The sequence below is a fragment of the Qipengyuania thermophila genome, assembly GCF_004153605.1.
Lineage (GTDB): Bacteria > Pseudomonadota > Alphaproteobacteria > Sphingomonadales > Sphingomonadaceae > Qipengyuania_B > Qipengyuania_B thermophila.
The window spans coordinates 652638-679186 of the sequence record NZ_SDSI01000002.1; the positions used below are offsets into that span (position 1 = coordinate 652638).

General features: G+C 68.8%; 21 protein-coding genes. 10 read left to right on the forward strand and 11 right to left on the reverse strand.

Going from position 1 to position 26549, the window contains the following annotated elements:
• Nucleotides 1–98: 98 nt before the first annotated feature.
• The 5 genes from ETO60_RS07455 to ETO60_RS07475 all read right to left on the reverse strand — a co-directional run bounded on the left by ETO60_RS07455 (nucleotide 99) and on the right by ETO60_RS07475 (nucleotide 6977).
• Nucleotides 99–1505, reverse strand: a complete 1407-nt coding sequence (locus tag ETO60_RS07455) for an NAD(P)H-dependent flavin oxidoreductase (RefSeq protein ID WP_130004236.1) — start codon at nucleotides 1503–1505, stop codon at nucleotides 99–101.
• Nucleotides 1495–2271: a class I SAM-dependent methyltransferase gene (locus ETO60_RS07460; protein WP_130004238.1), complete on the reverse strand. Its 777-nt coding sequence runs from the start codon at nucleotides 2269–2271 to the stop codon at nucleotides 1495–1497. The genes ETO60_RS07455 and ETO60_RS07460 overlap by 11 nt, the downstream gene beginning before the upstream one ends.
• Complete coding sequence (gene prfB, locus ETO60_RS07465) at nucleotides 2268–3395, reverse strand: peptide chain release factor 2 (protein ID WP_130004240.1); 1128 nt, start codon at nucleotides 3393–3395, stop codon at nucleotides 2268–2270. The genes ETO60_RS07460 and prfB overlap by 4 nt, the downstream gene beginning before the upstream one ends.
• A 109-nt stretch (nucleotides 3396–3504) precedes the next feature.
• A complete protein-coding gene (locus ETO60_RS07470; RefSeq protein WP_234026384.1) occupies nucleotides 3505–6027 on the reverse strand; it encodes a penicillin-binding protein 1A in 2523 nt (840 codons plus the stop codon).
• Nucleotides 6028–6101: 74 nt separating this feature from the next.
• Nucleotides 6102–6977, reverse strand: a complete 876-nt coding sequence (locus tag ETO60_RS07475; protein ID WP_130004242.1) for an N-acetylmuramoyl-L-alanine amidase family protein — start codon at nucleotides 6975–6977, stop codon at nucleotides 6102–6104.
• A 439-nt stretch (nucleotides 6978–7416) separates the two neighbouring features.
• Here ETO60_RS07475 and ETO60_RS07480 point away from each other — a divergent pair, with 439 nt between their 5' ends.
• The 7 genes from ETO60_RS07480 (at nucleotide 7417) to zapE (ending at nucleotide 15686) form a co-directional block, all read left to right on the forward strand.
• Nucleotides 7417–10182 carry an Rne/Rng family ribonuclease gene (locus ETO60_RS07480; protein ID WP_130004244.1) on the forward strand — a complete coding sequence of 922 codons (2766 nt, stop codon included), beginning with the start codon at nucleotides 7417–7419 and terminating at the stop codon, nucleotides 10180–10182.
• Nucleotides 10175–11011 (forward strand): NTP transferase domain-containing protein, encoded by an 837-nt coding sequence (locus tag ETO60_RS07485; protein ID WP_234026385.1) that lies wholly within the window; start codon nucleotides 10175–10177, stop codon nucleotides 11009–11011. The genes ETO60_RS07480 and ETO60_RS07485 overlap by 8 nt, the downstream gene beginning before the upstream one ends.
• Before the next feature lie 18 nt (nucleotides 11012–11029).
• On the forward strand, nucleotides 11030–12226 hold the full coding sequence (locus ETO60_RS07490; protein WP_130004681.1) for a sugar-transfer associated ATP-grasp domain-containing protein: 1197 nt from the start codon (nucleotides 11030–11032) through the stop codon (nucleotides 12224–12226).
• A 4-nt stretch (nucleotides 12227–12230) separates the two neighbouring features.
• Nucleotides 12231–13241: a D-alanine--D-alanine ligase family protein gene (locus ETO60_RS07495; RefSeq protein ID WP_130004246.1), complete on the forward strand. Its 1011-nt coding sequence runs from the start codon at nucleotides 12231–12233 to the stop codon at nucleotides 13239–13241.
• Between the two features lie 88 nt (nucleotides 13242–13329).
• Nucleotides 13330–14115, forward strand: a complete 786-nt coding sequence (locus ETO60_RS07500; protein WP_130004248.1) for a succinate dehydrogenase iron-sulfur subunit — start codon at nucleotides 13330–13332, stop codon at nucleotides 14113–14115.
• A 6-nt stretch (nucleotides 14116–14121) separates the two neighbouring features.
• Nucleotides 14122–14577, forward strand: coding sequence for a PaaI family thioesterase (locus tag ETO60_RS07505; RefSeq protein ID WP_130004250.1), 456 nt, complete (start codon nucleotides 14122–14124; stop codon nucleotides 14575–14577).
• Nucleotides 14574–15686 (forward strand): cell division protein ZapE, encoded by a 1113-nt coding sequence (gene zapE, locus ETO60_RS07510; RefSeq protein WP_130004252.1) that lies wholly within the window; start codon nucleotides 14574–14576, stop codon nucleotides 15684–15686. The genes ETO60_RS07505 and zapE overlap by 4 nt, the downstream gene beginning before the upstream one ends.
• Nucleotides 15687–15696: 10 nt before the next feature.
• Here zapE and ETO60_RS07515 read toward each other — a convergent pair whose 3' ends face one another.
• The gene (locus ETO60_RS07515) at nucleotides 15697–16941 is read right to left on the reverse strand and encodes a pyridoxal-dependent decarboxylase, exosortase A system-associated (RefSeq protein WP_130004254.1); all 1245 of its coding nucleotides are present in this window, start codon (nucleotides 16939–16941) and stop codon (nucleotides 15697–15699) included.
• Nucleotides 16934–18475 (reverse strand): AMP-binding protein, encoded by a 1542-nt coding sequence (locus ETO60_RS07520; RefSeq protein ID WP_130004256.1) that lies wholly within the window; start codon nucleotides 18473–18475, stop codon nucleotides 16934–16936. The genes ETO60_RS07515 and ETO60_RS07520 overlap by 8 nt, the downstream gene beginning before the upstream one ends.
• 123 nt (nucleotides 18476–18598) lie before the next feature.
• Between ETO60_RS07520 and ETO60_RS07525 the strand changes: the two genes are divergently transcribed.
• A complete protein-coding gene (locus tag ETO60_RS07525; protein WP_130004258.1) occupies nucleotides 18599–18925 on the forward strand; it encodes an acyl carrier protein in 327 nt (108 codons plus the stop codon).
• On the opposite strand, the gene ETO60_RS07530 is transcribed toward ETO60_RS07525, so the two are convergent.
• Genes ETO60_RS07530 through ETO60_RS07545 form a run of 4 tightly spaced genes read right to left on the reverse strand, consistent with a single transcriptional unit; the run spans nucleotide 18922 to nucleotide 23999 of the window.
• The gene (locus ETO60_RS07530) at nucleotides 18922–20124 is read right to left on the reverse strand and encodes a class I SAM-dependent RNA methyltransferase (RefSeq protein ID WP_199798846.1); all 1203 of its coding nucleotides are present in this window, start codon (nucleotides 20122–20124) and stop codon (nucleotides 18922–18924) included. The two genes, ETO60_RS07525 and ETO60_RS07530, sit on opposite strands and share 4 nt — an antisense overlap.
• The gene (locus tag ETO60_RS07535; protein WP_130004260.1) at nucleotides 20121–21533 is read right to left on the reverse strand and encodes an NAD(P)H-hydrate dehydratase; all 1413 of its coding nucleotides are present in this window, start codon (nucleotides 21531–21533) and stop codon (nucleotides 20121–20123) included. Before ETO60_RS07535 ends, ETO60_RS07530 begins: the two co-directional genes overlap by 4 nt.
• Nucleotides 21530–22336 carry a 4-(cytidine 5'-diphospho)-2-C-methyl-D-erythritol kinase gene (locus ETO60_RS07540; RefSeq protein ID WP_130004262.1) on the reverse strand — a complete coding sequence of 269 codons (807 nt, stop codon included), beginning with the start codon at nucleotides 22334–22336 and terminating at the stop codon, nucleotides 21530–21532. The genes ETO60_RS07535 and ETO60_RS07540 overlap by 4 nt, the downstream gene beginning before the upstream one ends.
• A gap of 16 nt (nucleotides 22337–22352) precedes the next feature.
• Entirely contained in the window at nucleotides 22353–23999 is a 1647-nt protein-coding gene (locus tag ETO60_RS07545) for an electron transfer flavoprotein-ubiquinone oxidoreductase (protein ID WP_130004264.1), read from the reverse strand.
• Between the two features lie 77 nt (nucleotides 24000–24076).
• Here ETO60_RS07545 and ETO60_RS07550 point away from each other — a divergent pair, with 77 nt between their 5' ends.
• Together ETO60_RS07550 and ETO60_RS07555 are read left to right on the forward strand one after the other, a co-directional pair.
• Entirely contained in the window at nucleotides 24077–24805 is a 729-nt protein-coding gene (locus tag ETO60_RS07550; RefSeq protein WP_130004266.1) for a hypothetical protein, read from the forward strand.
• A gap of 1 nt (nucleotide 24806) precedes the next feature.
• Complete coding sequence (locus ETO60_RS07555) at nucleotides 24807–26507, forward strand: lytic transglycosylase domain-containing protein (RefSeq protein ID WP_130004268.1); 1701 nt, start codon at nucleotides 24807–24809, stop codon at nucleotides 26505–26507.
• Nucleotides 26508–26549 lie beyond the last annotated feature (42 nt).

Consider the following 26549-nt stretch of genomic DNA (forward strand, 5'->3'; position numbering starts at 1 on the left):
GTGCCCCCGCGGCGCGTCGCAGTCCCTTTCCTTAGAGACATCCCTTCGTCTGGCGCCCCTAGGCAGCCGGACAGCCGCACAGGCTGGCCGGCGGCGGCTCAGTCGCCGGTCAGGATGCGTTCCACCAGCTGCTGAACAGTCGGGGTGAAGTTGTTGGAGTAGAAGGGATCGTCACGGAACCGATAGGCGGCATGTCCGGCGAACATGAGGTTCTGTTCCACCGGTCCGCCATGGGCGATGTCCTGAAGCGTCTTCTGGATGCAGAAGCTGCGCGGATCGGCCAGCCGGCCGGTCGTGTAGTCGTCATGATCCTTCCAGGAGGAAAACTGGCAATGCGACAGACAGCCCATGCAGTCCTTCTGGTCCTGGCGGATCATGTCGCGGCTTTCCGGTGTCACATAGACGATGGTGTCGTCCGGCGTCTTGAGCGCCTCGGTGTAGCCTTGCGCAAACCAGGCCTGCGCGCGGCTGTAGTCGCGCGGCGCGACCCAGAAGTTCCTGCCGCGCACGCCGACGTCGAGCTGCATCGTGTGTTCGCCGGCAGGCACCTTGCTGTAGGGGATCTGCCGCTCCGAGCGGTGGATCAGATCGAGCAGAAACGGGTTCTTGACCGCGCTCGAATAGAAGCCTGTCGGCGAGAACTTGTGCAACAGCACGTCACCCGGGGCGATGTGGCGCAGGGCATCCTTCCAGCCTTGCGGGATCGGGCTTTCCTCGGTCAGCAGCGGACGGGTTCCGAACTGGAAGGCGATCTCGCCCAGCTCGGGATTGTCGATCCAGTCGTTCCATTCGCGCAGGAACCACACGCCACCGGCCATGACGATGGGCACAGTCTCCGCCACCCCTTCGGCCCGCATCGTTGCGCGCAGTGCCGCCACGCGGGGATAAGGATCTTCCGGCTTCAGCGGATCCTCCGCGTTGGACAGTCCGTTGTGTCCCCCCGCAAGCCAGGGATCCTCGTAGACGACCGCGGCCATGAGGTCGGGAACCTTGTGGTACGACCGCTTCCACAGGGCCCGGAATGCCCGCGCCGAGCTGACGATCGGCAGGTAGTGAACCCCGTGACGCTGCGCGATTTCCGCGAGCCGGTACGGCATGCCGGCGCCGCAGGTGACCCCGGCCACCATGCCGCGGGTGCGTTCCAGCACGCCTTCGAGCACCTCCTGCGCGCCCCCCATCTCCCACAGCACGTTGATGTTGATGGCGCCGCGCCCGCCGGCGATCTCGTGCGCGCGGCGGACCTGTTCGACGGCGCCGTCAATGGCATAGCCGATCAGCTGCCGATGCCGCTCGAGGCGGGTCATGGCATCATAGACCTGCGGCACGATCCGGCCTTCGGCATCATAGCTGTCGGCGTTGACGGCACTGATGGTGCCGATGCCGCCCGCCGCAGCCCACGCTCCGGAAGATGCGTGGTTGGTCGCGGATACGCCCTTGCCACCCTCAATCAGCGGCCACACCTCGCGGCCGCCATAAAGGATCGGCTTCAAACCCTTAAATGCCATTGTTCATACTCACTCGCTGTGCCGCAGGCTTTGCCGCCGAAGCGCGCCTCGTGTCGAGGCGGCAGGGGCGGATGGCCCGCGGTTCGGGCCGCGACGCGGCGGGGCGGAACTTGGCGAAGAAGCCCGCCAGTTTCGGCTTGTCGCTGAACTGCACGAGTTCGAACCCCACGGCGCGGAACTCGCATTGAAGAAGCAGCGGATCGATGCCGTGCTCGTCGGTCGGCCGGTCAGTGTCGACCACGATCACCTCGCCGCCCGGCTTGAGCGCGCCCCACAACCTCCACAGGAAGGCATAGGGTTCAGCGACTTCGTGGTACATGTGGACGAGAAAGATGCGGTCGAAACTCCCCGGGGGCAGGCGCGGATCGTCCGGAGCGCCAAGCTTGATCGAGACGTTGTCGAGCCGCTCCCGGCTGACCCGCTCACCAAGCCTGCGCAGGGCGTCGGCGTCGATGTCCTGCGCCAGAACCCGGCCTTCCGGTCCCACGCGTTCGGCTAGACGGACCGTGTAGTAGCCTTCGCCCGCGCCGATGTCGGCGACGGTCATGCCGGGGCGGATGTTGGCAAGGTCCATCACCACCTGCGCCTCGTTCACGCTGTCGCGGGCCGTTTCCGTCGAAAAGCGGTTGGCGCCGAGATTCGATACCGGCCGGTCAGCCCGCGGGAACTCGCGCGCCGTCTCGGGACGGTCACTCGCCCGCCCGTCGCATGCCGCCAGGGTCGACGATGCGGCCGCCAAAGCCAGCAGGAACACCGTCCGGATCATTCAACGTCTTCAACCTGCGCCTTGTCCCCGGTGACCCGCTGCGCGAGCGCCGCCGAGATGAACGGCTCGAGCGCGCCGTCGAGCACCGCGTCGGGCGCGGTGGAGGTGACGCCGGTCCGCAGATCCTTGACCATTTGGTAGGGTTGCAGGACATAGGAGCGGATCTGGCGGCCCCAGCCGATCTCGCTTTTCTCCTGGTACTCGCCGGACGCCGCCTCCTCGCGGGCGGCCATTTCACGCTCGTAGAGCCGCGCCTTGAGCATGCCCATGGCGGTGGCGCGGTTCTTGTGCTGGCTCCGGTCGTTCTGGCTGGCGACGACGATCCCGGTGGGCACGTGGGTGATCCGCACTGCGCTGTCGGTGGTGTTGACGTGCTGCCCTCCGGCGCCGGACGCGCGGTAGGTGTCGATCTTCAGGTCGGCCGGGTTGATCTCGATCTCGATGCTGTCGTCGATCACCGGATACACCCAGACAGAGCTGAACGACGTGTGGCGGCGGGCGGCACTGTCGTACGGGCTGATCCGCACCAGCCGGTGCACCCCGCTCTCGGTCTTGGCGTATCCATAGGCGTTCTCTCCCTTGAGGAGCAGGGTCGCCGACTTGATGCCGGCCTGTTCGCCCGCCTGGTATTCCACCGTCTCGACCTTGAAGCCGCGCCGCTCGGCCCAGCGCACATACATGCGCATCAGCATTTCGGCCCAGTCCTGGCTTTCCGTGCCGCCGGCACCGGCATGAATTTCCAGATAGCTGTCGTTCGCGTCCGCCTCTCCCGACAACAGCGCCTGCACCTTGTCGGCGTCGGCCCGGTCGGCGAGCTGCGCCAGCGTGGCGAGCCCCTCGCTCACGGCCGCATCATCCCCCTCGGCCTCGCCCATCTCGATGTACTCGACCGCGTCGGCCTGCTCGGCCTCGATCTGCCGGACCGTGGCGACGGCGGTCTGCAGCCGCTTGTGTTCCTGCGTCAGCGCCTGCGCCTGCCGCGGGTCGTTCCAGAGGTCGGGATCCTGCACCCGCGCATCGAGTTCGTCGAGGCGCCGCAGCGCCTGCTCCCAATCGAGCGATCGGCGCACGAGCGCCAGCGCCGCCTCGATCCGCTCAACATGTGCCTGGCCCTCGGCCCGCATCGGTCTTCAACTCCGTCCGTTTCGGCAACGCGCCTATCCGAGCACGGCAAGAGTGGCAATGTCGCAGAACAGCCGCGCATCCGATCCCCGGTGACAGGGAGGAGCCTGTTCAGTACAGGCCGCCCTGCTCCTGCACGAAGTCTTCGGTGTCCGCCGTCTCACGTCCGGCGGGGACGCGCGGCGCGGCCGCCGAGCCGCCGGAATGCGCGAGGCGGATCAGCGAGAGAAGCTCCTCCCGCCGGGCGGCAACCTGGCTCTGCCGTGTAGCGACCGGCGGTTCGGTATCCGGCTTGAATGCTTCCCAGATCACCGCCGCCTGCGGCTCGTCCGTCGGCCAGGCATCGAACACCCGTCTCCCCGACCGGCGGTCAATCCGCACCATCTGCACGCCGGGCGGCGCGACGATGGGCTCGCGCGTCCAGTGGTCGCGCGTCTTCTGCACGAACTCCTTGAAGATGGGCGCGGCAACGCGGCCGCCCTGCACCCAGCCACCCATGTTCCGCGGCTGATCGAAACCGAGATACACCCCGGCGACGATGTCCTTGTTGCCGCCCACGAACCAGACGTTGGTCGGGCCGTTGGTGGTGCCGGTCTTGCCGAACAGCGGGAGGTCGAGGTCGCGCAGCACCGTCGCCGTGCCGCGTTCGATGACGCCTTCGAGCATGTGCACGACCTGATAGGCCGTGCGCGCGTCAAGCACCTGCCGTCCGCGCAGGCCGAAGCGCGGCATCGGCTTTCCGTCCCACTGCGCCATGTTGCAGCCCCGGCACTCGCGTGAGTCGCTGCGCCAGATCACCTTGCCGTTGCGGTCCTGCACGAAATCGATGACGGTCGGCGGGTTCAGCCGCCCGTGGTTCACCAGCGCCGCATAGGCGTTCACCATCCGCAGCACGGTGGTGTCCCCGGCGCCAAGCGCGAAGGCCGGATAGGGCTGGTAGTCGCCGATGCCGAGATTGCGGATCGTGCCCACCACGTTCTGCATGCCGGCGTCGTTGGCGATGTGGACGGTCATGAGGTTGCGGGACTGTTCCAGGCCCCAGCGCATGGTGTGCACGCCGCCGCCCTCGCCGCCGAAGTTGCGGAAGCATTTCTCGCCAAGCCCCGCGCCCTGATAGAAGCAGAACGTCTGGTCCGGGACTTCGGAAGCAGGCGTGAAGCCGTGATCGAGGCCGGTCGCGTAGACGAACGGCTTGATGGTGGAGCCAGGCTGCCGCGCCGCCTGGGTGGCCCGGTTGAAATCGCCAAGTCGGCTGTCGAAGCCGCCCTGCATGGCCAGAACACGACCATAGTATGGCTGCTCGGCGAGGAAGCCGCCCGACACCTCCGGCACACCCTGCAGGCGGAAGCCCGCTCCTTGCGGCGACACGACCACCACGTCGCCAGCGCGCACCGCGGCCTGTCCGGCAGCAAGCGCGCCGGTGCGGCCGTTGGCGAAGGCGATGGCCGGCGTCGGTCCCGCCTGGGTGACGACGGCGACACGCCAGTCGCGGTAGCTGATGCCAAGATTGGCCGAGGCGAGCTGCGCGACGAGATCGCCATTGGCCGGATCGAGCGTCGACACCGGTCCGGCATAGCCGCGCCCGCCGTGATAGCGCAGGAGACCGGCCCGCAGAGCGTCGCGGGCCGCGTCCTGAAGTTCGGTGTCGAGCGAGGTGCGCACCCAGAGACCGCCGGCATAGACAGAGTTCGGCCCGTCCTCCGCGACCTCGCCGAACCGTCCTATCAGTTCCCGCCGCACCTCCTCGAAGAAATAGCCGGCATCGGCCGATCGTTCGCGCGGCCGCTCCTGGATGAGGCCCAGCGGGCGCGCCTGAGCCGCCCGCGCCTCGGCCTCGGTGACGAATCCGTTGCTGGCCATGAGGCCGAGTACGGCGTTGCGGCGCGCGAGCGCGCGGTCGGAATACCGCTCGCGGCTGTAGGTTTCCGGCGCCTTGGGCAGGATGGCGAGGAAGGCCATCTGCGGCAGATCAAGCTCGTCGACGTCCTTGTCGAAATAGGCGCGCGCTGCCGCCTGGACACCGAAGGCGCGGCGGCCCAGAGCGATCTCGTTGAGATAAAGTTCGAGGATCTGCTCCTTCGTCAGCACGCTTTCGATGCGTCGGGCGAGGATCATCTCCTTCAGCTTGCGGGTGACGCTGTACTCGTTCGACAGCAGAATGTTCTTGGCCACCTGCTGCGTGATCGTCGAACCGCCGACCGCCCGTTCGCCCGAGCCGAGTTTGCTGGTGTAGTCGATCACGGCTTTCGTGAGCCCGGCCAGGTCGATGCCGCCATGCGAAAAGAATGTCCGGTCTTCGGCGGCAAGGAACGCCTCGATCAGCTCTGGCGGCAGATCGTCATAGCGCAGCTGCACCCGCCGCTCGCGTTCGAAGCGGTGCACGATCTCGCCGTCGATGCCCCGCACGACCGTCGGCAGCGCCGGCTGATAGCTCAGCAGCATGCGCGCATCGGGCAGATCGCGCGCAAGCACGGCCCAGCCGACCGAGAAGAGGAGGAACGCCGAGGCAAGCAGCACCGTCGCCCACCGGAACGGGCGGCTGTTCCGCCAGCGGGCGGCGATCCAGCCCGCTGCGGCTGTGAACGAGGCCTGGGTGGTGCGCAGCGCGGAGCTCATCGGACGGGTCATGTTCATGGGATCCGCGCTGCCTTAGCATGAGGTCTCTTGCCGCTGCCAGAACGAAACGCAGGCTGGACCCCGGTGCGGCTTCAGCTCCGGTCGCGCCGGGCGAGATAGGCGCGGATGGCCGACGCCGTGACCCTGGCGATCTGCGCCTGTCCTTCGGGTGAATGGAGACGCGCCGCTTCTCCCGCATTGGTGATGAAGCCCACCTCGAACAGGGCGGAGGGGACATCCGGGGCTGCCAGCACGATGAGGGCTGCCGACCGGGTCGGAGGCTGCCGGAAGGTCAGTTCCCCTGCACTCTCGCGCACGAGCAGGCGCTTGAATTCGGCGGCATCGGCGCGCGTGCCGCGACGGGTCAGGTCGGCAAGGATGTCCTGAACGGCCGGAGCCGCATCCCCGGCGCCGTTGTCCCCCGGCAGGCCCGAATTGTTCTCCCGCTCCCCGAAACGGGCCGCTTCGCTGCTCGAGGCGCGCGGAGCGAAGGTGTAGACGCTGGCACCCAGAGCGTTGGCTTCCGCTCCGCCGGAGTCGGCGTGAAGGGACAGGAACAGGTCGGCGCCCAGCCGCCGCGCCAGCGCCGGCCGCTCCCTCAGGGAGATGAACCGGTCGTCCGTCCGTGTGAGAGCGACGCGGATGCCGCCCCGCGCGACGAGTTCGTCGCGCAGCGCGAGGGCGATCGCCAGCACCGCATCCTTTTCGCTGCGCCCGTCGGGAGCCGAGGCGCCGGGGTCGAACCCTCCGTGACCCGGATCGATGACGACCAGCGGCAGCGAGGGGTCAGGAGGTCCAAAGACGGTCGTCGTCTCTGCCGACAGGCCGCGCTGAAGCAGAACCCGCTGCACCGGCGCCCCCTGCCCCGCGCCGGCCATGGTGAACACCGCCACCACAGCCAGCAGGGCGGCCAGTCCCGCAGCAAGCCACCAGCGCCCGCGCGCGCTTCCGGTTTGCGACCCTCGCATCCTGCTGCCGGGGTGGCCCGCGTCCATGCAAAAAGCAATATAGTTGCTGTTGCGCCGCAGGGGTGCTAGCCTGCCGATGCCGGCATGAACCGCCTTCGGGTCACGGTGCCGCCGGCCGGAGTGTGGGCGGGCGTCCCTTGTCGACGCTTTCTTCGCAGGCTCCGATTGCTAGCAGGTTGATGCACACCGATGATGATTTCCTTCATGGCTGAACGCAGGGACGCGCGTGCCGCTGCCCTGCCTTCGCCTGCGGCGCCCGACGGATCGCGGCGCCGGTCATCGCGTGCAGACACATCCGGCCGGACGCTCCGCGCTCCGCTCAAGGCGCCGCGGCGGCCACGCTTCACACGTTCCGTCGCTGTGCGACCGGAACCCTTCACAACACGACGCGAACCCGCGCGCGCCCCGGCGCCGCGCCTTCGCGGATGGAGACACGCACATGACCAAGCGCATGCTGATCGATGCGCGCCACGCCGAAGAAACTCGGGTGGCCGTTCTTGACGGACAGCGGATCGAGGAATTTGATTTCGAATCTGCCGAACACAAGCAGATCAAGGGCAACATCTATCTCGCCAAGGTAACCCGCGTCGAGCCGAGCCTGCAGGCGGCATTCGTCGACTTCGGCGGCAACCGGCACGGCTTCCTCGCCTTCAGCGAGATCCACCCGGACTATTACCAGATCCCCCACGCGGACAGGATTGCCCTGCTCGAAGAGGAGGCGCGCGCCGCCGAGGAGGAAGAGCGGCTGCGGGCCGAGGACGAGGAACGCGGCAACCTGCCCGGCGAGGAGTATGACGCCGCCGACGACACCGGCGAGCAGCTGGTGGAGGAATTCGCGGAAGACGGCGTCGAGGAGGTCGACACCTCCGACAAGGACGACGTGGCCACCATCGAGGAAGGCGTCATTGCCGGCGATCGCGCGGCCACGGGTGACGAGGAGGCGGAAGAGAACGGCGAGGAGGGCGAGAACCGCCGCGGGCGCGGACGCAACCGCAAGGCGCAGCCTAAGGCGATCGACGAGGCCCGGGAGCGGCGCCTTGCCCTGCGCCGCCGCTACCGCATCCAGGATGTCATCCAGCGGCGCCAGGTGCTCCTCGTCCAGGTGGTGAAGGAGGAGCGCGGCAACAAGGGCGCCGCCCTCACCACCTATCTCAGCCTTGCCGGACGTTACACGGTGCTCATGCCCAATTCGGCGCATGGTGGCGGCATCAGCCGCAAGATCAGCTCGGCCGGCGACCGCAAGCGTCTCAAGCAGATCGTCGCGGATCTGGAACTGCCCCGGTCCATGGGGCTGATCGTGCGGACGGCGGGCCTGTCGCGAACCAAGCCCGAGATCAAGCGCGACTTCGACTACCTCGCCCGCCTCTGGGACGAGGTGCGGGAAAAAACGCTCAAGTCAACGGCGCCGACGCTGATCCACTCGGACAGCGACCTCATCAAGCGCGCCATCCGCGACCTGTACCATCGCGACATCGAAGAGGTTGTCGTCGAAGGCGCGGAAGGGTTCCGTTCGGCGCGCCAGTTCATGAAGCTGCTCATGCCGAGCCACGCGCGGCGGGTGAAGCCCTACACTGATCCCGTTCCGCTGTTCCAGCGGCACGGAGCCGAGGACCAGCTGCGGGCGATGTACGAGCCGGTGGTGCAGCTGAAATCGGGCGGATATCTCGTCATCAATCCGACCGAGGCGCTGGTGTCGATCGACATCAACTCCGGCCGCTCGACCCGCGAACACGGGATCGAACAGACCGCCGTCGCGACCAATCTCGAGGCGGCGGAGGAAATCGCCCGCCAGCTGCGGCTGCGCGACATGGCGGGCCTTGTGGTGATCGACTTCATCGACATGGAGCGGTCCGGAAATGTGCGCAAGGTCGAGCGGGCGCTGAAGGAAGCGCTCAAGAACGATCGCGCGCGCATCCAGATCGGCCGCATCTCGAGCTTCGGCCTGCTGGAGATGAGCCGCCAGCGGCTGCGCACCGGGGTGCTGGAAGCGACCACGCGCGAGTGTCCGCACTGCGACGGCACGGGACTGGTGAGAACCGCCTCCTCTGCTGGTCTGACCGGGCTGCGGCTGCTGGAGGAAGAAGCGGCACGCGGCCGGGGCAGCCAGATCGTGCTGTCGGCCAGCACGGAGGCTGCCATCTATCTGCTCAACAGCAAGCGCGCCGATCTTCAGGAAATCGAGCAGCGTTACGGCGTCACGGTCGAAGTTCTGCCCGAAGGCGAGAACGAGGGCGCGAAGATGAGCGTCGCGAGCAAGGGGCCGAAGCCGTCGCGGCCGCCGCAGCCGCTGGCCGCACCGACGGTCGATCTCGACGACATCGACCTTGATGCGGACGACGAAGACGACACGTCCGCTTCGCAGGACGAAGCGAGCGGGGCCGGGGCAAGCAGCAGCGAGGACGAACGCCGTCCGCGCAAGCGCCGGCGGCGCGGCGGCCGCAACCGCAACCGGGCACGGCACGACGAGGCGGACGCGAACGGCGCCGATAACGGCATGACGGCACTTACGGGTGAGGCATCTTCTGACCGGAGCGCGGATGAGGAAGGCGACGCGGCCGAGACTGCTGCCGCGGCGCAGCCCGGCGACGGCATGAACGGTGAAGGCGAGGCGCGGCCAGCGCGCCGGCGGCGGCGCGGCGGGCGCGGACGGCGCGGCCGCGACGGCGAGGCGTCCGGCCTCTCCGCCGACGGGCGCGATGAGGATGGCGATGGCAGCGCAGGTTCGGAGTCCGACCTCGCGGACGCCGCGCCCGCCCTTGCCGAGGCTCTCCCTGCTCTCGACGAGAGCCTTGCCGTGGTGGCCGGACCCGAAGATGTGCCCCACGCCGCCGAAGCCGCCGCGGCCGAACCCGCGACGGACACCGGCTCTGCGGGTGAAGGCGCCGCAGCTCCGGAGCCGCGCAAGCCGCGGCGCCGCGTGCGCCGTGCCGGCACGAAGCTCCGCGAGGATCGAGGCGACGATGCGGCCTTGCCGGCATCGCCGATGACGGCCGGCGACGAAGCAGACTCGTCGGCGGCGGCGCTGCTCTCCCCGGAGGCGGACGACGCGCCGTCGGCCGCCGAACAGACAATGGAGGATCCGGCAAACAGCAGCGATCGTCCGGCAGGTGCCGGCGACATCGCCGGCGCCGTCGCCAACGACGTGGAGCCGGTCGCATCGCCGCCGGCGCGCCGGGGATGGTGGCAGCGCACCTTCGGTGACTGACCCGGCGGTGCGCGGTGCGGCGGTGTCCGGCGCTGCCGGCGGTCCGACCACCTTCGTGGTGCTGGCCGGCCAGCGCGCCGGTGTCGTCAATCCCCTGGCGGCTCGGGCCGGTGTGTCTCACAAGTGCCTCGTGCCGATCTGCGGCAAGGCGCTTGTCTGGTGGGTGGTCGAGGCGCTGCTGGATGCCGACGCCGAGGCAGAGATCAGGCTGGTGCTGGAGGAGGACGGCATTGCTCAGGTGTCCGCGCAGCTGCCGCGGCTGGGCGCGTCCGCAGCCCGCGTCCGGTTCGTGCCCGGAGCCACCAGTCTCCTCGACAGCGTTCTCGCGGCGACTGCCGATCTGGCCGGGCCGGTGATCGTGACGACTGCCGACAACGTGCTGCTGACACCGGAGGCGGTGGCGCAGGTCCACGGCGCACTGGCGCACGGCGAGGCCGTTTTCGCGCTTGCCCGCCGGGAGGCGGTCCTCGCCGCCCATCCCGACGGACAGCGCAACTTCTACCGCTTCCGTGATGGCGAGTATGCCAACTGCAACATCTACGGACTGGCCGGCCCGCATGCGTTGCGCGCGGCAGAGGCGTTCCGCGGCGGCGGGCAGTTCATGAAGAGCCGCAAGCGGATGGTCGATGCCTTCGGCCTGCTGAACATCGCCCTGCTCGCACTCGGACTGCTGGACCTGAAGAGCGCGGCGCGGCGCCTCAGCCGCCGCTTCGGGGTAACGATCACGCCAACCGTCTTCCGCGACGGGGCGCTGGCGATCGACGTCGACAACGAACGGACCTTTGCCGTGTGCGAAGAGCTGCTCGCCCGGCGCATCCGCGCCACCTGATCCGCGCGATTGCGGTCCATGGCAGGCGGCTACACCCCACTCTACTTCGCCAAGAAGGCGTTCAGCCTCTATCCCGGCATTCTCGCGCCACGCTCGGCACGCTTCCTTGAAGAGCACTACGCGACGCGCCGCCGTCGCCGTTCCGTCACCCGGACGGTCCTCGACGCGGCGATCGGCTGCGCCTTCCTGCTCTGGGTGCCGCTGCGCGCCGCGGCCGTGGCCCGCCGCCACCGGCTCGGGCGCGGCTGGGCGCGCGAGGCGACGCGCATCGCCTGGCAGCGTTTTGCCGATCCCAACGATCTGGCGCTGTTCCGCATCACCCGTGCCGAGGAGCTGGACCTGTTCCTGCGCCGCTTCGAGGATGCCGGGATCAACAAGATGCTCAACCCGCTTGGCTGGAGCGACGCCTGTGCTCTCGCCGACAAGCTGCGCTTCCACGACCGCGCGAATGGCGCTGGTCTGCCGACGGCCATGCTGATTGCGCGAGCCGACAACGGGCATGCGATCGTGATGGAAGAGCCGGCGGGCCGCGACCTGATCCTGAAACCCGCCAGGGGCGAAGGTGGCGGCGGGGTGATCCCGCTGGAACGCGTTGCCTCTGCCGCAGAGCTGCATGCGCGGCTGGCCGGACTGCCAAGCCTGCGCAGGGGCCGCTGGCTGGTCGAAGAACGCGTGCGGCCGGACCCGGACCTTCGCGACATTGCACTGACTGCCCTGCCGACCGTCAGGATGGTGACGATCCTCGATGAACAGGGCGCCGCCGAACTGGTCAGCGCAACCTTCCGCTGCGCCAGCGATCCGGCGGCGGTCGTCGACAACATGAAGGCCGGCGGACTGATGGCACCGGTGGAGCTTGCCACCGGGGTCCTGGGCCTTGCATGCACCGGCTACGGAGGAGGCGATCACCGGACTCATCCCGTGACCGGCGGCGCCATCGAAGGACGCGTGCTCCCGCACTGGAACGCGGCGACGGCCCTCGTGAAGAAGGCACACGACCGGGCCTTCGGCGACTACGTTATCGTGGGCTGGGACGTCGCGCTGACGCCGGACGGTCCGCTGCTGATCGAGGGAAACGGAAAACCCGGCGTGCTGATGCCCCAGCGCGCCGCGCGGCGCGGCATCGGCGCTGGACGCTATGGCGAACTGCTGCGTCACCATCTACTGCGCCGTGCGAACGCAGGCGCGCCGCATCGGCGCGCCGCCAGCACAAGGTGATGCCATGCGGCTTCTCAAGATCCTGCCGGAGGACAAGCGGCGCCTCAAGGTCATGTTCCTCGCCAAGCACGCGCTGGCGGACGGGACACCGGATCCTCAGGACGGCAACCATGCCGTTTATCACGTGGAGATGCGGGAGACGCTGCGCGGGATCGGGTTGCACGTCGAGGCGCGCAATGATTTCGACGCGCTGTTCACCCCGACAGGGGCGGATTTCGTCGTCACCCTGCTGAACCGGGCCGGTTTCCTGAACAGCGAGATGCTGGCACCGCTGCTGCTGACGCGGGAGGGAACGCCCTTCCTCGGCGCCTCGCCCATCATCCGCGGCCTCGGCGATGACAAGCACCTGATGAAGACCGTCGCCCGTCAGCGCGGTGTGGCGGTGACCGAGTGGAATGTGCACCGGCGCGGCGCGCTTAGCCCGCCGGCGGAGCCGCATTTCGCGTGGGAGCGGCTGGTGGTGAAGCCCAACGCCAGTTCCGCCTCGTGGGGCGTCGGCATCTTCGACCAGTGGGACACCGCCGCCGCCCACATCGCGGATCTGCACGCCCAAGGGCACGACGCCATCGCCGAGCCGTTCTTCGGCACCGGCGACGTCGTGCTTCCGGTGGTCGGCGGGGATGGTCCCGTGCTGTTGCCGGCGATGCGCTTCGCCATGCCGGGCGCCGGCGACAATTTCCGCTCCTACGAGGAGAAGCGGGCGCTCGTCGATGCGCCGCGCGAAAGGCTGGAGGCGATCACCGACGAGCTCCTCGTCGATCGGATGCGGGCGGACGTGATGCGCCTGCTCCCCGAACTATGGCCGTTCGACTATGGCCGCTTCGAATTCCGCCACGACGCGCAGTCGGGCACTTTGCGGTTCATGGAAGTGAACCTGTCGTGCAATCTGTGGTCGAAGAAGACGGTCTCGGGTGCCGCGCGCTTGCTGGGCGTGAGCCACGCCGAGCTGGTCGAGACGATCGTTGCCCATTCCATGCTGCGCCAGGGCGTCATCGCCGCGGTTGAGCGGGTGTGAGGGATCCGCTGCGCCGGAGCCGCTTTGTGCTTGTCCGGTGCGGCGCGGGCATTAGATAGGGCAGGAAACAGCAGGAACTGCACCAACGATGGCGACCTTCACCCTTCCCAAGAACTCGCGCATTTCGCGTCAGGGCCGCAATCATCCGGCGGTCGGCACGGGTGGACGGATCAAGACGTTCAAGATCTACCGCTACGACCCGGACAGCGGCGAAAACCCCCGCTACGACCGGTTCGCCATCAACCTGGACGAATGCGGGCCGATGGTGCTGGACGCCCTGTTCAAGATCAAGAACGAGATCGACCCGACCCTCGCCTTCCGCCGCTCCTGCCGAGAGGGCATTTGCGGTTCGTGCTCCATGAACATGAACGGGCGCAACGGGCTGGCCTGCACCACGGCGATCGCCGACCTGAAGGGCGAGATCAGGATCACGCCCCTTCCCCACATGGAAGTCGTGAAGGATCTGGTGCCCGACTTCTCCCACTTCTACGCGCAATACGCCTCGATCCGCCCGTGGCTGCAGACGGTCACGACGACGCCCAGCGGCAAGGAGCGGCTGCAAACGCCGGAGCAGCGGGAAAAGCTCGACGGGCTGTATGAATGCATCCTGTGCGCATGCTGCTCGACGGCCTGTCCGTCGTACTGGTGGAATTCGGACAAGTTCCTCGGTCCGGCCATCCTGCTGCAGGCCTATCGCTGGCTGGCCGACAGCCGGGACGAGATGACGGGCGAGCGGCTCGACCAGCTCGAGGACCCGTACCGGCTCTACCGCTGCCACACGATCATGAACTGCGCCAACGTCTGTCCCAAGGGCCTGTCCCCGGCCAAGGCCATTGCCGAGACGAAGAAGATGCTGGTCGAGCGGCAGCTTTGACAAGCGATGCGGAGCCTGGCGGTCTTCTTCGATCATCAGCCTGATCCCGACCATCCGGGCTGGCACACCTGGGATCTCAAGGACGAGACCCGCTTCAACGGCGCCGTGATGGGCAAGCTGCTGGTCCGGCGGGAAGGCGATCATTGCCGGCTGCGCATGTTTCCCGAGCGGCGGCACACCAACCTGCAGAACATGGTGCACGGGGCGGTCACGCTCGGGCTGATCGACATCGCTCTGTTCGCGGCCCTGCGGACGCTGAGCGACAACGATCCCGGGCGCGCGGTGACGCTTGAGCTGTCGAGCCAGTTCATCGGTGCCGGAAAGCCGGACGAACCGCTCGACGCCGTGACCGAGCTTCTGCGCGAAACCCGGCAGTTCGTGTTCCTGCGCGGGCAAGTCGTTCAGCGCGACCATCTCGTCGCCTCGTTTTCCGGCATGATCCGCAAGGCACAGCCCTCTTGAGCACATTGCTGGCGCGCTACGAGGCGCTGATCGCCGGAGGCGAGCTTCGCCCCGACCCTGCCCAGACGGATGCGGCACGCATCCTCCAGGACATCCAGGATCGCCTCGTCGCGCAGGTGCTGCCGCGCTGGCGCTGGCCGGCCCGGCGCCGTCGCCGGGAGCACGCCGGCGGCGCCTATCTCTGGGGCGGCGTGGGCCGCGGCAAGTCGATGCTGATGGATCTCTACCATCAGACGCTGCCGCTGGCTGGCAAGCGCCGCGTCCACTTCCACGCCTTCATGCAGGAGGTCCATGCCCTCCTGCGGCAGGAGCGTGCCAAGGCGGCGGGCGACCCGATCCCCGCGGTTGCCCGCCGCATCGCGGACGGGCTGCACAGCCTTGCCTTCGACGAGATGATCGTCACCAATTCTGCCGATGCGATGATCATGTCGCGGCTGTTCCGGGCCCTGATGGTCGAGGAGCAGGTGACGGTCGTCACCACCAGCAATCGGGCGCCCGGCGACCTCTACAAGGACGGGCTGAACCGCGAGCATTTCCTGCCGTTCATCGATCTGCTCGAGCAGCGTCTCGCGATCGTGGAACTGAACGGGCAGGTGGATTACCGCCTCGCCCGCATGGCCGGCCTGACCGTCTGGCACACGCCGCTTGGCGACGCGGCCACGCAGCGCGTGCGTGAGGCGTTCTTCCGCCTGACGGACTTCGCTCCGGAGGACGCGGCGCATGTCCCGTCAGAGGATTTGCCGGTGGGCGGTGGCCGCAGCCTGCATGTGCCGAAGAGCCTGAAGGGCGTCGCCGTCTTCAGCTTCCGCCGGTTGTGCGGGGAGCCACGCGGCGCCCCGGACTATCTCGCGGTCGCCCGCACGTTCCACACGGTCATCGTGGTGGGCATTCCGCACCTGACTCCGGACATGCGCAACGAGGCCGCACGCTTCACCGCGCTCGTTGACGCGCTCTACGAGTACCGGGTGAAGCTGTTCGCGACTGCCGCGGCGGAACCGGATGACCTCTATCCGTCCGGCGACGGCACCTTCGAGTTCGCCCGTACGGTCAGTCGGCTGCACGAGATGCGCAGCGACGCCTACCTCGCCCTCGGTCACGGAAGCGGATGACGCAACCCGTTCACACCAGCAGCTCGGCGGCCGGCCCATGGCCGAGAAACGCCGAAGGGGACGCCGTCGCGCCATAGGCTCCGGCGCAGAACACCGCCACGATGTCACCGACCTCCGCCCGCGGAAGCCACGCGGAATCCGCCAGCCGGTCGAGCGGCGTGCACAGACGGCCCACGACCGAGACGACCTCGCTCGCCGGGGTGTCGAAGCGGCTGGCGATCGCCACGGGATAGTTGCGCCGCACCACCGTGCCGAAATTGCCTGATGCGGCGAGCTGGTGATGAAGTCCGCCGTCCGTGACGAGGAAGATCTGTCCGTGGCTTGTCTTGCGGTCGACGATCCGCGCGAGATACACGCCGGCCTCCCCGACGAGATAACGGCCGAGTTCGATGGAGAACACGGTTCCGCGCAGGCGCGGCGGAACCTTGGCAAGCTCGTTCTCGAGCGCGGTGCCCAATGGTCGGAGATCGAGCGGCCGGTCGCCATGGAAATAGGGAATGCCGAACCCGCCGCCGATGGTCAGTTCCGGCACGTCCGTATCCGCTGCGTCGCCCAGAGCAGCCGCCAGGCGCAGCACGCCGGCCTGCATCGCCGCCAGCGCAGTGCCGTCGAGCGACTGGCTGCCGGTGTAGATGTGCAGCCCGCGAAATTCGGCGCCCTCCGATACGACCGTGCGGATGGCGGCGGGAACACGCTCGGCATCGATGCCGAAGGGCTTCGGCCCGCCGCCCATCTTCATCCCCGACCCGCGAAGGTCGAAGGACGGATTGACGCGGATGGCAAGCCGCGGCTGCCTCCCGAGCGTCCGCCCGCAGGCCAGGGCGCGGGCAAGCTCGCCCTCGGACTCGACATTGATGGTGACACCATTCGACACTGCCAGCGCGAGTTCGTCGTCATCCTTGCCAGGACCGGCAAAGCTGATCCGCGCCGGCGCCATGCCTGCACCAAGCGCCAGACGCAGTTCGCCTCCCGACGCGACATCAATGCCGTCCACCAGCCCGGCCATGAGCCGGAGCAGGGGCGGGAACGGGTTGGCCTTCATCGCGTAGCGCACGCGGAGCGGCGCAGGCATGGTGTCACGCAGATAAGCCACCCGTTCCCGCAGCGCTTCGGCGCTGTAGACGAACAGCGGCGTGCGTCCCGCCCGGTCGATGAGCGCGTTCACGTGCCAGCCGCCGATCGTCAACGCTCCGGCTTCGGTGCCGAAGCCCGGCGGGATCGGTCCGAGCGGTTTGGCCTGCGGGGCGTCAGCCATCCTGCACCGCCGCTGCGGCGAGGCGCCGCAGCGCGTCGCGATCATATTTTCCGTTCGCCGTGCGGGGCAGGCTGTCCGCGCGGTGGATCTGCGCCGGGTGCATGAAGCCCGGCAACTCGGCCGCCAGCCAGGCAGCCAGCTTTCGCTCGAGGTCCGCACCTACCTCCGGCGGGGGACGGATGAACAGGTGGATGGCGTCCCCGATCCGTTCATCGGCAACGCCGACGGCAACGGCCTCGCGGATCATGCCGCTGCGAACGGCGGCATCTTCGATCTCCTCCGCGCTGACCCGGTGACCGCGGCTCTTGATGAGCGAGTCCCGGCGCCCGACGAAATAGTGCAGACCGTTTTCGTCCCGGCGCATCAGATCGCCGGACCACACGGCGACACCGCCACTGCGCGACCATGGCGGCGCGGGACGGAACACCTCCCGCGTGCGCGCCGCGTCGCCCCAGTACCCTTGCGCCACGAGAGGCCCGCAATGCACCAGTTCGCCCGGCTCACCCGCGGGCGCCGGTTCTCCGTCCGCGCCCACCAGCAGCACTTCGGCATACGGCACCGCGCCGCCGACGGAACCGGGGTGCCGAGGCAGGAGGGCGGGCGGCAGATACAGCGACCGGAACGCCTCCGTCAGCCCGTACATGGCGAAGACGGCGGCGTCGGGAAAGGTGGCGGTGAGGGTCTCGACAAGGCGGGCGGATAAGGCGCCGCCGCTGTTGGTCACGCGGCGCATGCGCATACGAGCGGCCGGCGGCCAGGGCGCTTCAAGCAGCTGCGTCCACAGCGGCGGCACCGCGGCGAGCGTCGTCACCCGGTGCCGCTCGCAGGCTTTGCCGACATCCTGCGCCACAAGGTAGTCGAGCGGCACGACCCGTCCGCCGGCATACCACGTGCTGAGCAGCTGGTTCTGCCCGTAGTCGAACGACAGCGGCAGCACGGCGAGCGTCACGTCGTCCTCCGCAAGCTCCAGATAGTCCGCGACGCTGGCCGCTCCGAGCCAGAGATTGCGGTGGGACAGCATGACGCCCTTCGGCCGGCCGGTGCTGCCGCTGGTGTAGAGCAAGCACACAAGCGCGTCCGGGTCGTGATCCGAGGGGGGCAGCGGCGCGCCGGCGGCGCACGCAAGCGGCAGCACCTCATGATCGGACAGCACCGTGCAGGCGGCAGGCACATCCCCCGGCTCGAGCTGGCTTCCACGCTGTCCACCGGCGACAAGCAGACTTGTGTCGCAGTCGGCCAGCACATGCGCCACCTGAGCCCGCCGGAGCATCGGGTTCAGCGGGACGTGAACGACACCCGCGCGCGCCGCGGCCAGCGGCAGGAGGCAGGTCAGCCGCGACTTGGCCGCCCAGCTCGCCACCCGCGCGCCCTGCTCCACCCGGCCGACAAGCCAGCCGGCGAGCAGAGCCACCTCCCGCTCCATCGCGGAATAGGTCAGCGCCTCTCCACCGATCTCCAGCGCGCAGGCCTCGCCCGCGCCGCGCAGATGGACATGGTCGAGCGGGAGAACGTCTGAGACAGGCGGCGGCGTCATCGCCCGACCCGTAGCGCGCACCTGTGATGAGGTCGAGATCGTCCGGGGAGCCTCCTTGCTTCGACACCACGCGGCAGGTAAGGCGCCGCTGCCAACCGATTGACGCAAAGGCTCGATCTCACCATGCGCTCCCACAGCACCAGCACAGCGGCCGATCTGCGCGCACTGCCCGAGGATGCCGCCCTGAAGGGACGCGGGATCGATGCCCGGTTGCGGATCGTCCTGGAAGAGGCCCTGCACCTTCGGCCCGGGTCGACCGCCGACTTCGGGGAGGAGACCGAACTGTTTGGCGCGCTTCCGGAACTGGACTCCATGGCGGTCGCGACCCTGTTCACCGCCATCGAGGACACCTTCGACATCGTGGTCGACGACGAGGATGTGAGCGCCGACCTGCTCGCGACCTATGGCGCTCTGCTCCGTTTCGTCGAGGAGAAGGCGAGCAGCCGCTAGCGGGTGAACAGGCTGAACAGTTCCACATGCGTTGACCAGCGGAACTGTCCCACGGCCCGCAGCGCCGCCAGCCGGTATCCGCCCGTGGCCAGCCGCGCGGCATCGGCGGCCCAGCTTGCCGGGTTGCAGCTGACATAGGCAATCTTCGGCACCGCACTGGCGGCAAGCTGTTCGACCTGCTGCCGGGCTCCGGCGCGGGGCGGATCGAGCACGGCGAAGTCGACGCCGGCCAGCTCTGCCGCACTGACGGGCGAACGGAATAGGTCGCGGTGGCTGGCGGTGGACCCGTTCGCCGCCGCGTGAAGCGCCTCGCGACCGGCCTGCCAGGCCGCCCGATCCCCCTCGAACGCATGCACCCGGATCCCGCTGCCCGTCAGCGGCAGACCGAGTGTCCCGAGGCCGCTGAACAAATCCACGGCGCGCCGGGCGCCGCCGGCGGCTTGGCGCACGTCGTCCTGAAGAATGCGCTCGCCGTCCGTCGTCGGCTGGAGAAAGGCTCCCGGTGGCAGGGTGACACGCACGCCGGCAAGGGTCACGGAGACCGGGTGCGGCTGCCAAGCGACCTCCGCGCCCAATCCACGGTCGACGCTCAGCCGGGCAAGCGCGTGGGTGCGTGCGAAGTCGAGGAGCCCGGACCGCGCCTCGGCATGGTCGCTGACGCCACCGCTGATCAGAACGTCCACGCCGCCATCCGTTGCCGTGAGCCGGACCGAGCAGGCGCCCCTTGGCGCCGTCCTGCGCAGGAGCGCGCGCAACGGATCGAGCAGGGCGAACAGGTCGGGGCGCAGCACGTGACACTCGCGCAGGTCGACGACCGCATGCGACCGGTTCTCCTTGAACCCGAGCAAGAGGTGCCGGCCACCTTGCGCATGCACGGTGGCCACACGCCGCGAGCGCGGCGGCGACAGATGGGTCGGCAGGAGCGGCGGAACCGCGAGGCTCGCTCTCTCCGCTGCACTCTTCACGCGATCGGTGACGAAGGCCGCCAGCGCGTCCTCGTCGCAGTGCTGAAGCTGACACGCGCCGCAACGGCCGAAATGCCTGCACGGTGGGACGGCGCGGTGCGGACCGGGCAGCACCGCACCGTCGGGAGCCACGCGGTCGCCAGGCGCGGCACCGGAGACATGGCGTCCGTCTGCCGTGATGCCGTCACCGCGCGAGGCGAGCCGGACGACCAGCACGGTGACCTCTCCGGTCACGTGAACGCGCGCCAGGCGGCCGAGATGCCGTGGGCGAGTTGCGAGGCGGTGAACGCGAGACCGCACAGCCGTGCGGCCTCCCCGTGCAGCCACACCGCTTCGACAGCCGCCTCCGGCAGCGACCCGCCAGCCGCAGCCCGCCCGGCCACGATGCCGGCCAGCACGTCCCCGCTGCCGGCTGTCGCCAGCCAACTCGGCGCGGGGGGAAAGAACCGCACGCCGTCCGGTGCCGCGACGAGCGTATCCGGCCCCTTCGCCACGACGCAGCACCCCAAGGTGCCGGCAAGAGCGCGCACCCGGCACAGGCGCTCGCCGGCGGGGACGCCGAACACGTCGCACAGCGCCGCGAGCTCACCCGCATGGGGGGTCAGGACCGCACGCACGCCGAGCCGGTCGCGGTCGTCCACCCGCAGCAGCAGCAGCGCATCCGCGTCGAGCACCAGCCGGACGGTGGAAGCAAGAACGCGGTCCAGAAGCTCGCGCGCGCCGCTGTCGCGGCCCAGACCCGGCCCGGCCACGACCACCTGCGTTCGGGGGTCAAGGCCATCCTCCGCGTCCGCAATCGCGGCGGTGACGATGTGCGGCGGCACACCTTCCGGACGACTCCGCGTGAGCAGCTTGACGTAACCGGCCCCGGCACGGGCGGCGCTCTCGCAGGCGAGGATGGCCGCACCCGGCATGGCGCCACCCAGCACGGCCACCAGCCCGCGCGTGTATTTGTGCGCCTCGGCGGGTGGTGCGGCGAGCCGCGGCCGCGGCGCCACCCGATCAGGTGATGCGGCCTGGAGCCCGATCGGGATCAACCGCGTCATGCCCATCCGCGCCCGCGCCGGCATCAGCCAGTGCGCGGGCTTCCACGCGCCGAGCGCCAGCGTGTGCGTGGCACCCGGCAGGCCGTCGAGCAGCACGGCACCGGTGTCGGCGGCGATCATGCTCGGCACGTCTATCGCCACCCGCAGCGGGTGACGGGCATAAAGCGTCATCAGCTCGGCTCTGGCCTCGCCCTCCGGCGGTCGGGCAAGTCCCGTTCCGAAAAGCGCGTCGATCAGCAGCGGAGCGGTCGCTTCGGCCGCGCCGACGACCGAACCGTTGAAGAGATGCCGCGCCCGCACGGCCAGCGCGTCCCGCGGCGGGATCGGACTGACGACCTCCACCGCAACACCGCGCCGGCGCAGCCTTTCGGCGACGAGATAGCCATCGCCTCCGTTGCGACCAGGGCCGCACAGCACCGTCACCCCCCGTCCTGCCGCGAGGCGCCAGATCCACTCGGTGCAGCCTTCCGCCGCCCTCTGCATCAGCGACCATTCATCGATCCCCGACGAGACCAGCGCCGCTTCGGCCGCGCGGACCGCATCGGCCGTGAGTACGGCTGCTTCCGTTTGGTCTGCATCGGACAGGGGGGCTGTCACCGGAGCTGTCCTGCAAGCTGCCACCAGCCGGGGTGCAGGCGCGTCAGACGCTCGTGCGCGGCGTCGCGGGCGGCAGGGCTGCGATAGAGCGCAAAGCAGGTCGCTCCCGAGCCGCTCATCCGCACCAGCCACGGGTCCGTGCCCTCCAGCGCTGCACGCACGTCGGCAATGGCGGGACACAGACCCGTGGCCGGATTTTCCAGATCATTGCGTCCGCCCCGCGCGACCGTCTCCATGTCGCCAGCCGGCAACGGCCCCCGGTCCTGCCCGTCCCAGGCGGCAAAAACGCTGGCCGTTGGCAGTGGCAGCCGCGGATTGACCAGCAGCACGGGCGTGCCGGCCATCGTGTTCCTCACGGGCTGAAGGACGTCGCCGATCCCTGTGGCCAGACAGGGCTCGCTTCGCACGCATGCCGGCACGTCCGCGCCAAGTCCGACCGCGCGGCGATGCCAGTCGCCGGGCAATCCGCCCGCGTCCTCCACGGCGCGGAAGACGGCTCCCGCATCTGCCGAGCCGCCGCCAAGGCCGGCCGCGACCGGGAGCCGCTTGTCGAGCAAGACCGAAAACCGGCCAGCCCGCGGCAAGACGCTCAGCGCGCGCGACACGATGTTGCCCGGATGCCCCGTCAGGGCACTGGCGAACTCGCCGCCGATGCGCAGCGTGTCCTCCTCCGCCGGGGTGAAGACAAGCTCGTCACCCTGATCGACGAAGGCGAACAGCGTCTCGATCTCGTGATACCCGTCGGCGCGCCGCCGCCGGATGTGCAGGGCAAGGTTTATCTTCGCGTAGGCGGTCTGCCGCATGGCCGGCGGCGCGTGGTCACATGTTGGGGTAGTTTGGACCGCCGCCGCCCTCGGGCGTGGTCCACTCGATGTTCTGGTTGGGATCCTTGATGTCGCAGGTCTTGCAATGCACGCAGTTCTGCGCGTTGATGACGAAGCGCGGATCCCCCTCTTCAACACCGACCCACTCGTACACGGCGGCGGGGCAATAACGCGTGGATGGTCCGGCATAGACCTCAAGCTCGCTCGTGCGCTGAAGCTCCGGGTCGCGCAGCTTCAGGTGACACGGCTGATCCTCCTCGTGATTGGTGTTGGACAGGAACACGGAGGACAGCCGGTCGAAGCTGATGACGTTGTCGGGCTTGGGATAGTTGATCGGGCGATGAAGGTCGGCCCGCTGGAGATGGGTATGGTCCGGCCGGTGCTTCATCGCATAGGGCACGCCGATGCGCAGGGTGCGCATCCACATGTCGGCGCCGGCGATGATGGTCCCCAGATCCGCGCCGAACTTCGACACCGCCGGCTGCGCGTTCTGCACCGCCTTCAGCTCGCGGGCGATCCAGCTCGAACGGACCGCCTCGTCGTACTCGTCCAGCTGGGCATGCGCCCGCCCTTTGGCGATGGCCGCGGCGACGCTTTCCGCAGCGAGCATGCCGCTCTTCATCGCGGTGTGGCTGCCCTTAATGCGCGGCACGTTGACGAAGCCGGCCGCGCACCCGATCAGCGCGCCGCCCGGAAAGGCCAGCTTGGGCACCGACTGCCATCCGCCTTCGTTGATCGCCCGCGCGCCATAGGCGACCCGCTTGCCGCCCTCGAGGTAGGCCGCGATTGCGGGATGATGCTTGAAGCGCTGGAACTCCTGGAACGGGGACAGGTACGGGTTCTTGTAGTCGAGCGCGGTGACGAAGCCGATGGCGATCTGGTTGTTGGCCTGATGGTATAGGAAGCCGCCGCCCCAGCTCTCACTTTCCGACAACGGCCAGCCCTGCGTGTGGATGACACGGCCCGGAACATGCTTTGCCGGATCGATGTCCCAGATTTCCTTGATGCCCAATCCGTAGATCTGCGGCTGGCAGTTGGCCTCCAGATCGAACCGCTTCTTCAGCGTCTTGGTCAGATTGCCGCGCACACCTTCGGCGAACAGGGTGTATTTGGCGCGGATTTCCATGCCGGGCTGATAGTCCGGCTTGTGCGAACCGTCCGCCGCGACGCCCATGTCCTGCGTGACGACTCCGCCCACCGAACCGTCATCGTTGAACAGGATCTCGGCGGCGGGGAAGCCGGGGAACACCATCACCCCTGCTTCTTCCGCCCGCTCGCCGAGCCAGCGGGCAAGGTTGGCGAGCGAGCCGGTGTAATTGCCCTTGTTCGACATGAATGGTGGCATGAGCAGATGCGGAAGGCTGTACTGCTTGCGGCGCGTGAGCACCCAATGCCAGTTGTCGGTGACGGGTGTTTGCGCCATGGGACAGTCCATGTCGCGCCAGTCGGGAAACAGCTCGTCGAGCGCCTTGGGATCGACAACCGCCCCGGACAGCACATGCGCGCCGATCTCGGAACCCTTCTCAAGGACCACCACTTCCAGCGCGTCGTTGATCTGCTTGAGCTTGATCGCCGCGGCGAGGCCAGCCACACTGCCGCCGACGATGACGACGTCGCAGTCCATGGATTCCCGTTCAGCCATTCGTCTTGCGCTTTCCTGCCATCACCGTCCGCCCTCTGCATTGGTCACTGCCCGATGACAGGTCAAGGGGTGCGCGCGTGAGCGGCACGGAACCGCAGCGAGGCGCTCCGAGCCGGATTGCCGAGGGCATCCATGACTGGTGGCGCCTTGCCGGAGTCGATCAACTCTACGCCGACGAACCGGCGCCGCTCGCCGCCCCTCCCCGCGACCCGGCGGAAGACGGGTCTGGCGGCGCGAGCGCCACGTCCGCAGCTCACGCGGAGAACCATCAGCCTGTGTCGGCGAGCGGCCCTGCTGCACGCTTCGGCGGCGAGGAAGCCAGCTGGCCGCGGAACCTTGCGGCGTTTCGCCAGTGGTGGCTCGACGAACCGCTGCTCGGGGAGCGCGGCGCCTATCCGCGCATTCCGCCGGCAGGAGAACGCGGCGCGCAGCTCATGATCGTTGTTCCCGAGCCGGAGGCGGAGGATCGCGACGCCCTGCTGTCCGGCCCGCTGGGCCAGACGTGCCGCCACATGCTTCGCGCGATGCAGATTGATCCCGCCTCGGCCTATCTGGCCAGCGCCCTGCCGCGGCACACCCCGCTGGCCGACTTCGCCGCTCTTGCCAAGGAGGGACTGGGCGATATCCTGCGCCTGCACATCACGCTGGCAAGCCCCCGGCAGGTGCTTGTCCTTGGCCGGTCGCTTCATCCGCTGCTGGTGGACGATCCGGCGGTGTTTTGCGGGCCCGGCCTCGAGGAGCTGCGCCGTTCCGCGCTGCGCCGGCGCCGCTTCTGGGCGAGGTGGCTTGAAGAGACGGAGGGATAGGATGCGGGTCGAACGGTTGCTGGGGGCGGTCCTGTGCGCCTGCTCCATGTCCGTCCTGCCGGTCGCAGCCGTGGCGCAGGAGGTCGATCTGTCGCAGCTGCGTCCGCCGCCGGCCGCTCCGGTCCTGAGCGAGCGGGAGGCAATCGACGCGGCCCTGCGCGCCTTCGACCGCGCCGATTGGCCGGCCGTGTCGGCGGCCCTTGCCGGTCAAGCCGACACCGCGCTGAAGGGCTTCATCATGGCGGAGATGCACCTTGCGGCGGGCAGTCCCCGCACCGAGGCGCACGAGATCGCCGCGTGGCTGCAACGCTATCCCGACCTGCCGCAGGCGGAGCAGATGCTGCGGCTGGGACAGCGACGCGGGCTGACCATGCCGGTCACCCTGCCGGGCGCCAACCCGACGAGCCGCGGCGCGCCGATCAGCAAGCGCGTGCGGCCGCGCACCACGGGCGACGGAACCATGCCGCAGGCGGTGGCCGATGCCATTCAGGAGCGCATCCGCACCGACGATCCGGATGGCGCGCGGCTGCTGCTCGACGGGGTGGATGCAACGCTGAGTCCCGAGGCGCGTGCCGAGTGGCGGCAGCGGGTCGCGTGGTCCTACTACATCGAAAACCGCGACAGCGCCGCACTGACCATGGCGCAGACGGTCCGCGACGGGCGAGGCCCTTGGCTCGCGGAAGGAGAATGGACCGTCGGGCTTGCGGCGTGGCGGCTTGGCGACTGTGCCACCGCGTTCGACGGCTTTGCCCGCGCGGCAGGCCTGACCGGTGACACGGAACTTGCCGATGCGGCGCACTTCTGGGCTGCACGAGCGGCCGCGCGCTGCCGGCAGCCTGAACGTGCCCAGCACCATCTGCGTCTCGCCGCGCGAAACGACGAAACGCTCTACGGCATGCTGGCGCGCGAACGGCTCGGGCAGCCTCTGCCTGCGCATACCGTTCACCCGCTCAGCGCGGAGGACCGGCGGATCATCGCCCGCTCGCGCAATGCGCAGCTCGCGACCCAGCTGGCGGAACGTGGCAGGGACGCGTGGGCAAGCCGGGCGTTGCAGCACGAGGTGCTGACCGGCGAACCGCGCCATTTCGGCACCTACGCGCGCCTCGCCCGCGAACTCAATCTCCCCCGCACACAGGTGTGGATGAGCATGAACGTTCCGCGCGGAGCCGTCTCGGACCCGGCGCTGCGTTATCCCACCGTGACCTGGCAACCCACGGAAGGTTGGCGGGTCGATCCGGCGCTTGCCTTCGCCCACGCCCTGCAGGAATCCGATTTCGTCGCCGGCGCGGTCAGTTCGGCCAACGCCATCGGATTGATGCAGGTGCGGCCGATTGCCGCCCGCGATGTCGCAGGCCGCACCAATCTCGACGCGCGTCATGCCGATCTCCGGGATCCCGCCACCAACCTGACTTTCGGTCAGCGGAACCTCGAAAAGCTGAGCGAGGCAAGCGCCACGCAGGGCACGCTGCTCAAGGTGATGGCGGCTTACAATGCCGGGCTCAGCCCGGTGACGCGCTGGAACGCGGAGATCATGGCCGGCGGCGATCCGCTGCTGTGGATGGAGTCGATCCCGTTCTGGGAAACGCGCGGCTATGTCGCCGTCGTTTTGCGCAATTACTGGATGTATCTGCGGCAACGCGACCAGAGCGCGCCGAGCCGCCTGGCCCTTGCCCAGAACGAATGGCCCATGTTCCCGCGTTAGCGCATCGCGTGCGCCTCGTTGCCGATTGCAACGGCGGATCCA

Bases quoted from the DNA above. Each gene is read 5' to 3' on its own strand.
- ETO60_RS07520 (WP_130004256.1), bottom strand. From the start codon at position 18,475: ATGACGCCGCCGCCTGTCTCAGACGTTCTCCCGCTCGACCATGTCCAT.
- ETO60_RS07490 (WP_130004681.1), top strand. From the start codon at position 11,030: ATGGCAGGCGGCTACACCCCACTCTACTTCGCCAAGAAGGCGTTCAGC.
- ETO60_RS07470 (WP_234026384.1), bottom strand. From the start codon at position 6,027: ATGAACATGACCCGTCCGATGAGCTCCGCGCTGCGCACCACCCAGGCC.
- ETO60_RS07545 (WP_130004264.1), bottom strand. From the start codon at position 23,999: ATGGCTGAACGGGAATCCATGGACTGCGACGTCGTCATCGTCGGCGGC.
- ETO60_RS07540 (WP_130004262.1), bottom strand. From the start codon at position 22,336: ATGCGGCAGACCGCCTACGCGAAGATAAACCTTGCCCTGCACATCCGG.
- prfB (WP_130004240.1), bottom strand. From the start codon at position 3,395: ATGCGGGCCGAGGGCCAGGCACATGTTGAGCGGATCGAGGCGGCGCTG.
- ETO60_RS07455 (WP_130004236.1), bottom strand. From the start codon at position 1,505: ATGGCATTTAAGGGTTTGAAGCCGATCCTTTATGGCGGCCGCGAGGTG.
- ETO60_RS07460 (WP_130004238.1), bottom strand. From the start codon at position 2,271: ATGATCCGGACGGTGTTCCTGCTGGCTTTGGCGGCCGCATCGTCGACC.
- ETO60_RS07525 (WP_130004258.1), top strand. From the start codon at position 18,599: ATGCGCTCCCACAGCACCAGCACAGCGGCCGATCTGCGCGCACTGCCC.
- ETO60_RS07505 (WP_130004250.1), top strand. From the start codon at position 14,122: ATGCGGAGCCTGGCGGTCTTCTTCGATCATCAGCCTGATCCCGACCAT.
- ETO60_RS07500 (WP_130004248.1), top strand. From the start codon at position 13,330: ATGGCGACCTTCACCCTTCCCAAGAACTCGCGCATTTCGCGTCAGGGC.
- ETO60_RS07555 (WP_130004268.1), top strand. From the start codon at position 24,807: ATGCGGGTCGAACGGTTGCTGGGGGCGGTCCTGTGCGCCTGCTCCATG.
- ETO60_RS07495 (WP_130004246.1), top strand. From the start codon at position 12,231: ATGCGGCTTCTCAAGATCCTGCCGGAGGACAAGCGGCGCCTCAAGGTC.
- ETO60_RS07475 (WP_130004242.1), bottom strand. From the start codon at position 6,977: ATGCGAGGGTCGCAAACCGGAAGCGCGCGCGGGCGCTGGTGGCTTGCT.
- ETO60_RS07480 (WP_130004244.1), top strand. From the start codon at position 7,417: ATGACCAAGCGCATGCTGATCGATGCGCGCCACGCCGAAGAAACTCGG.
- ETO60_RS07515 (WP_130004254.1), bottom strand. From the start codon at position 16,941: ATGGCTGACGCCCCGCAGGCCAAACCGCTCGGACCGATCCCGCCGGGC.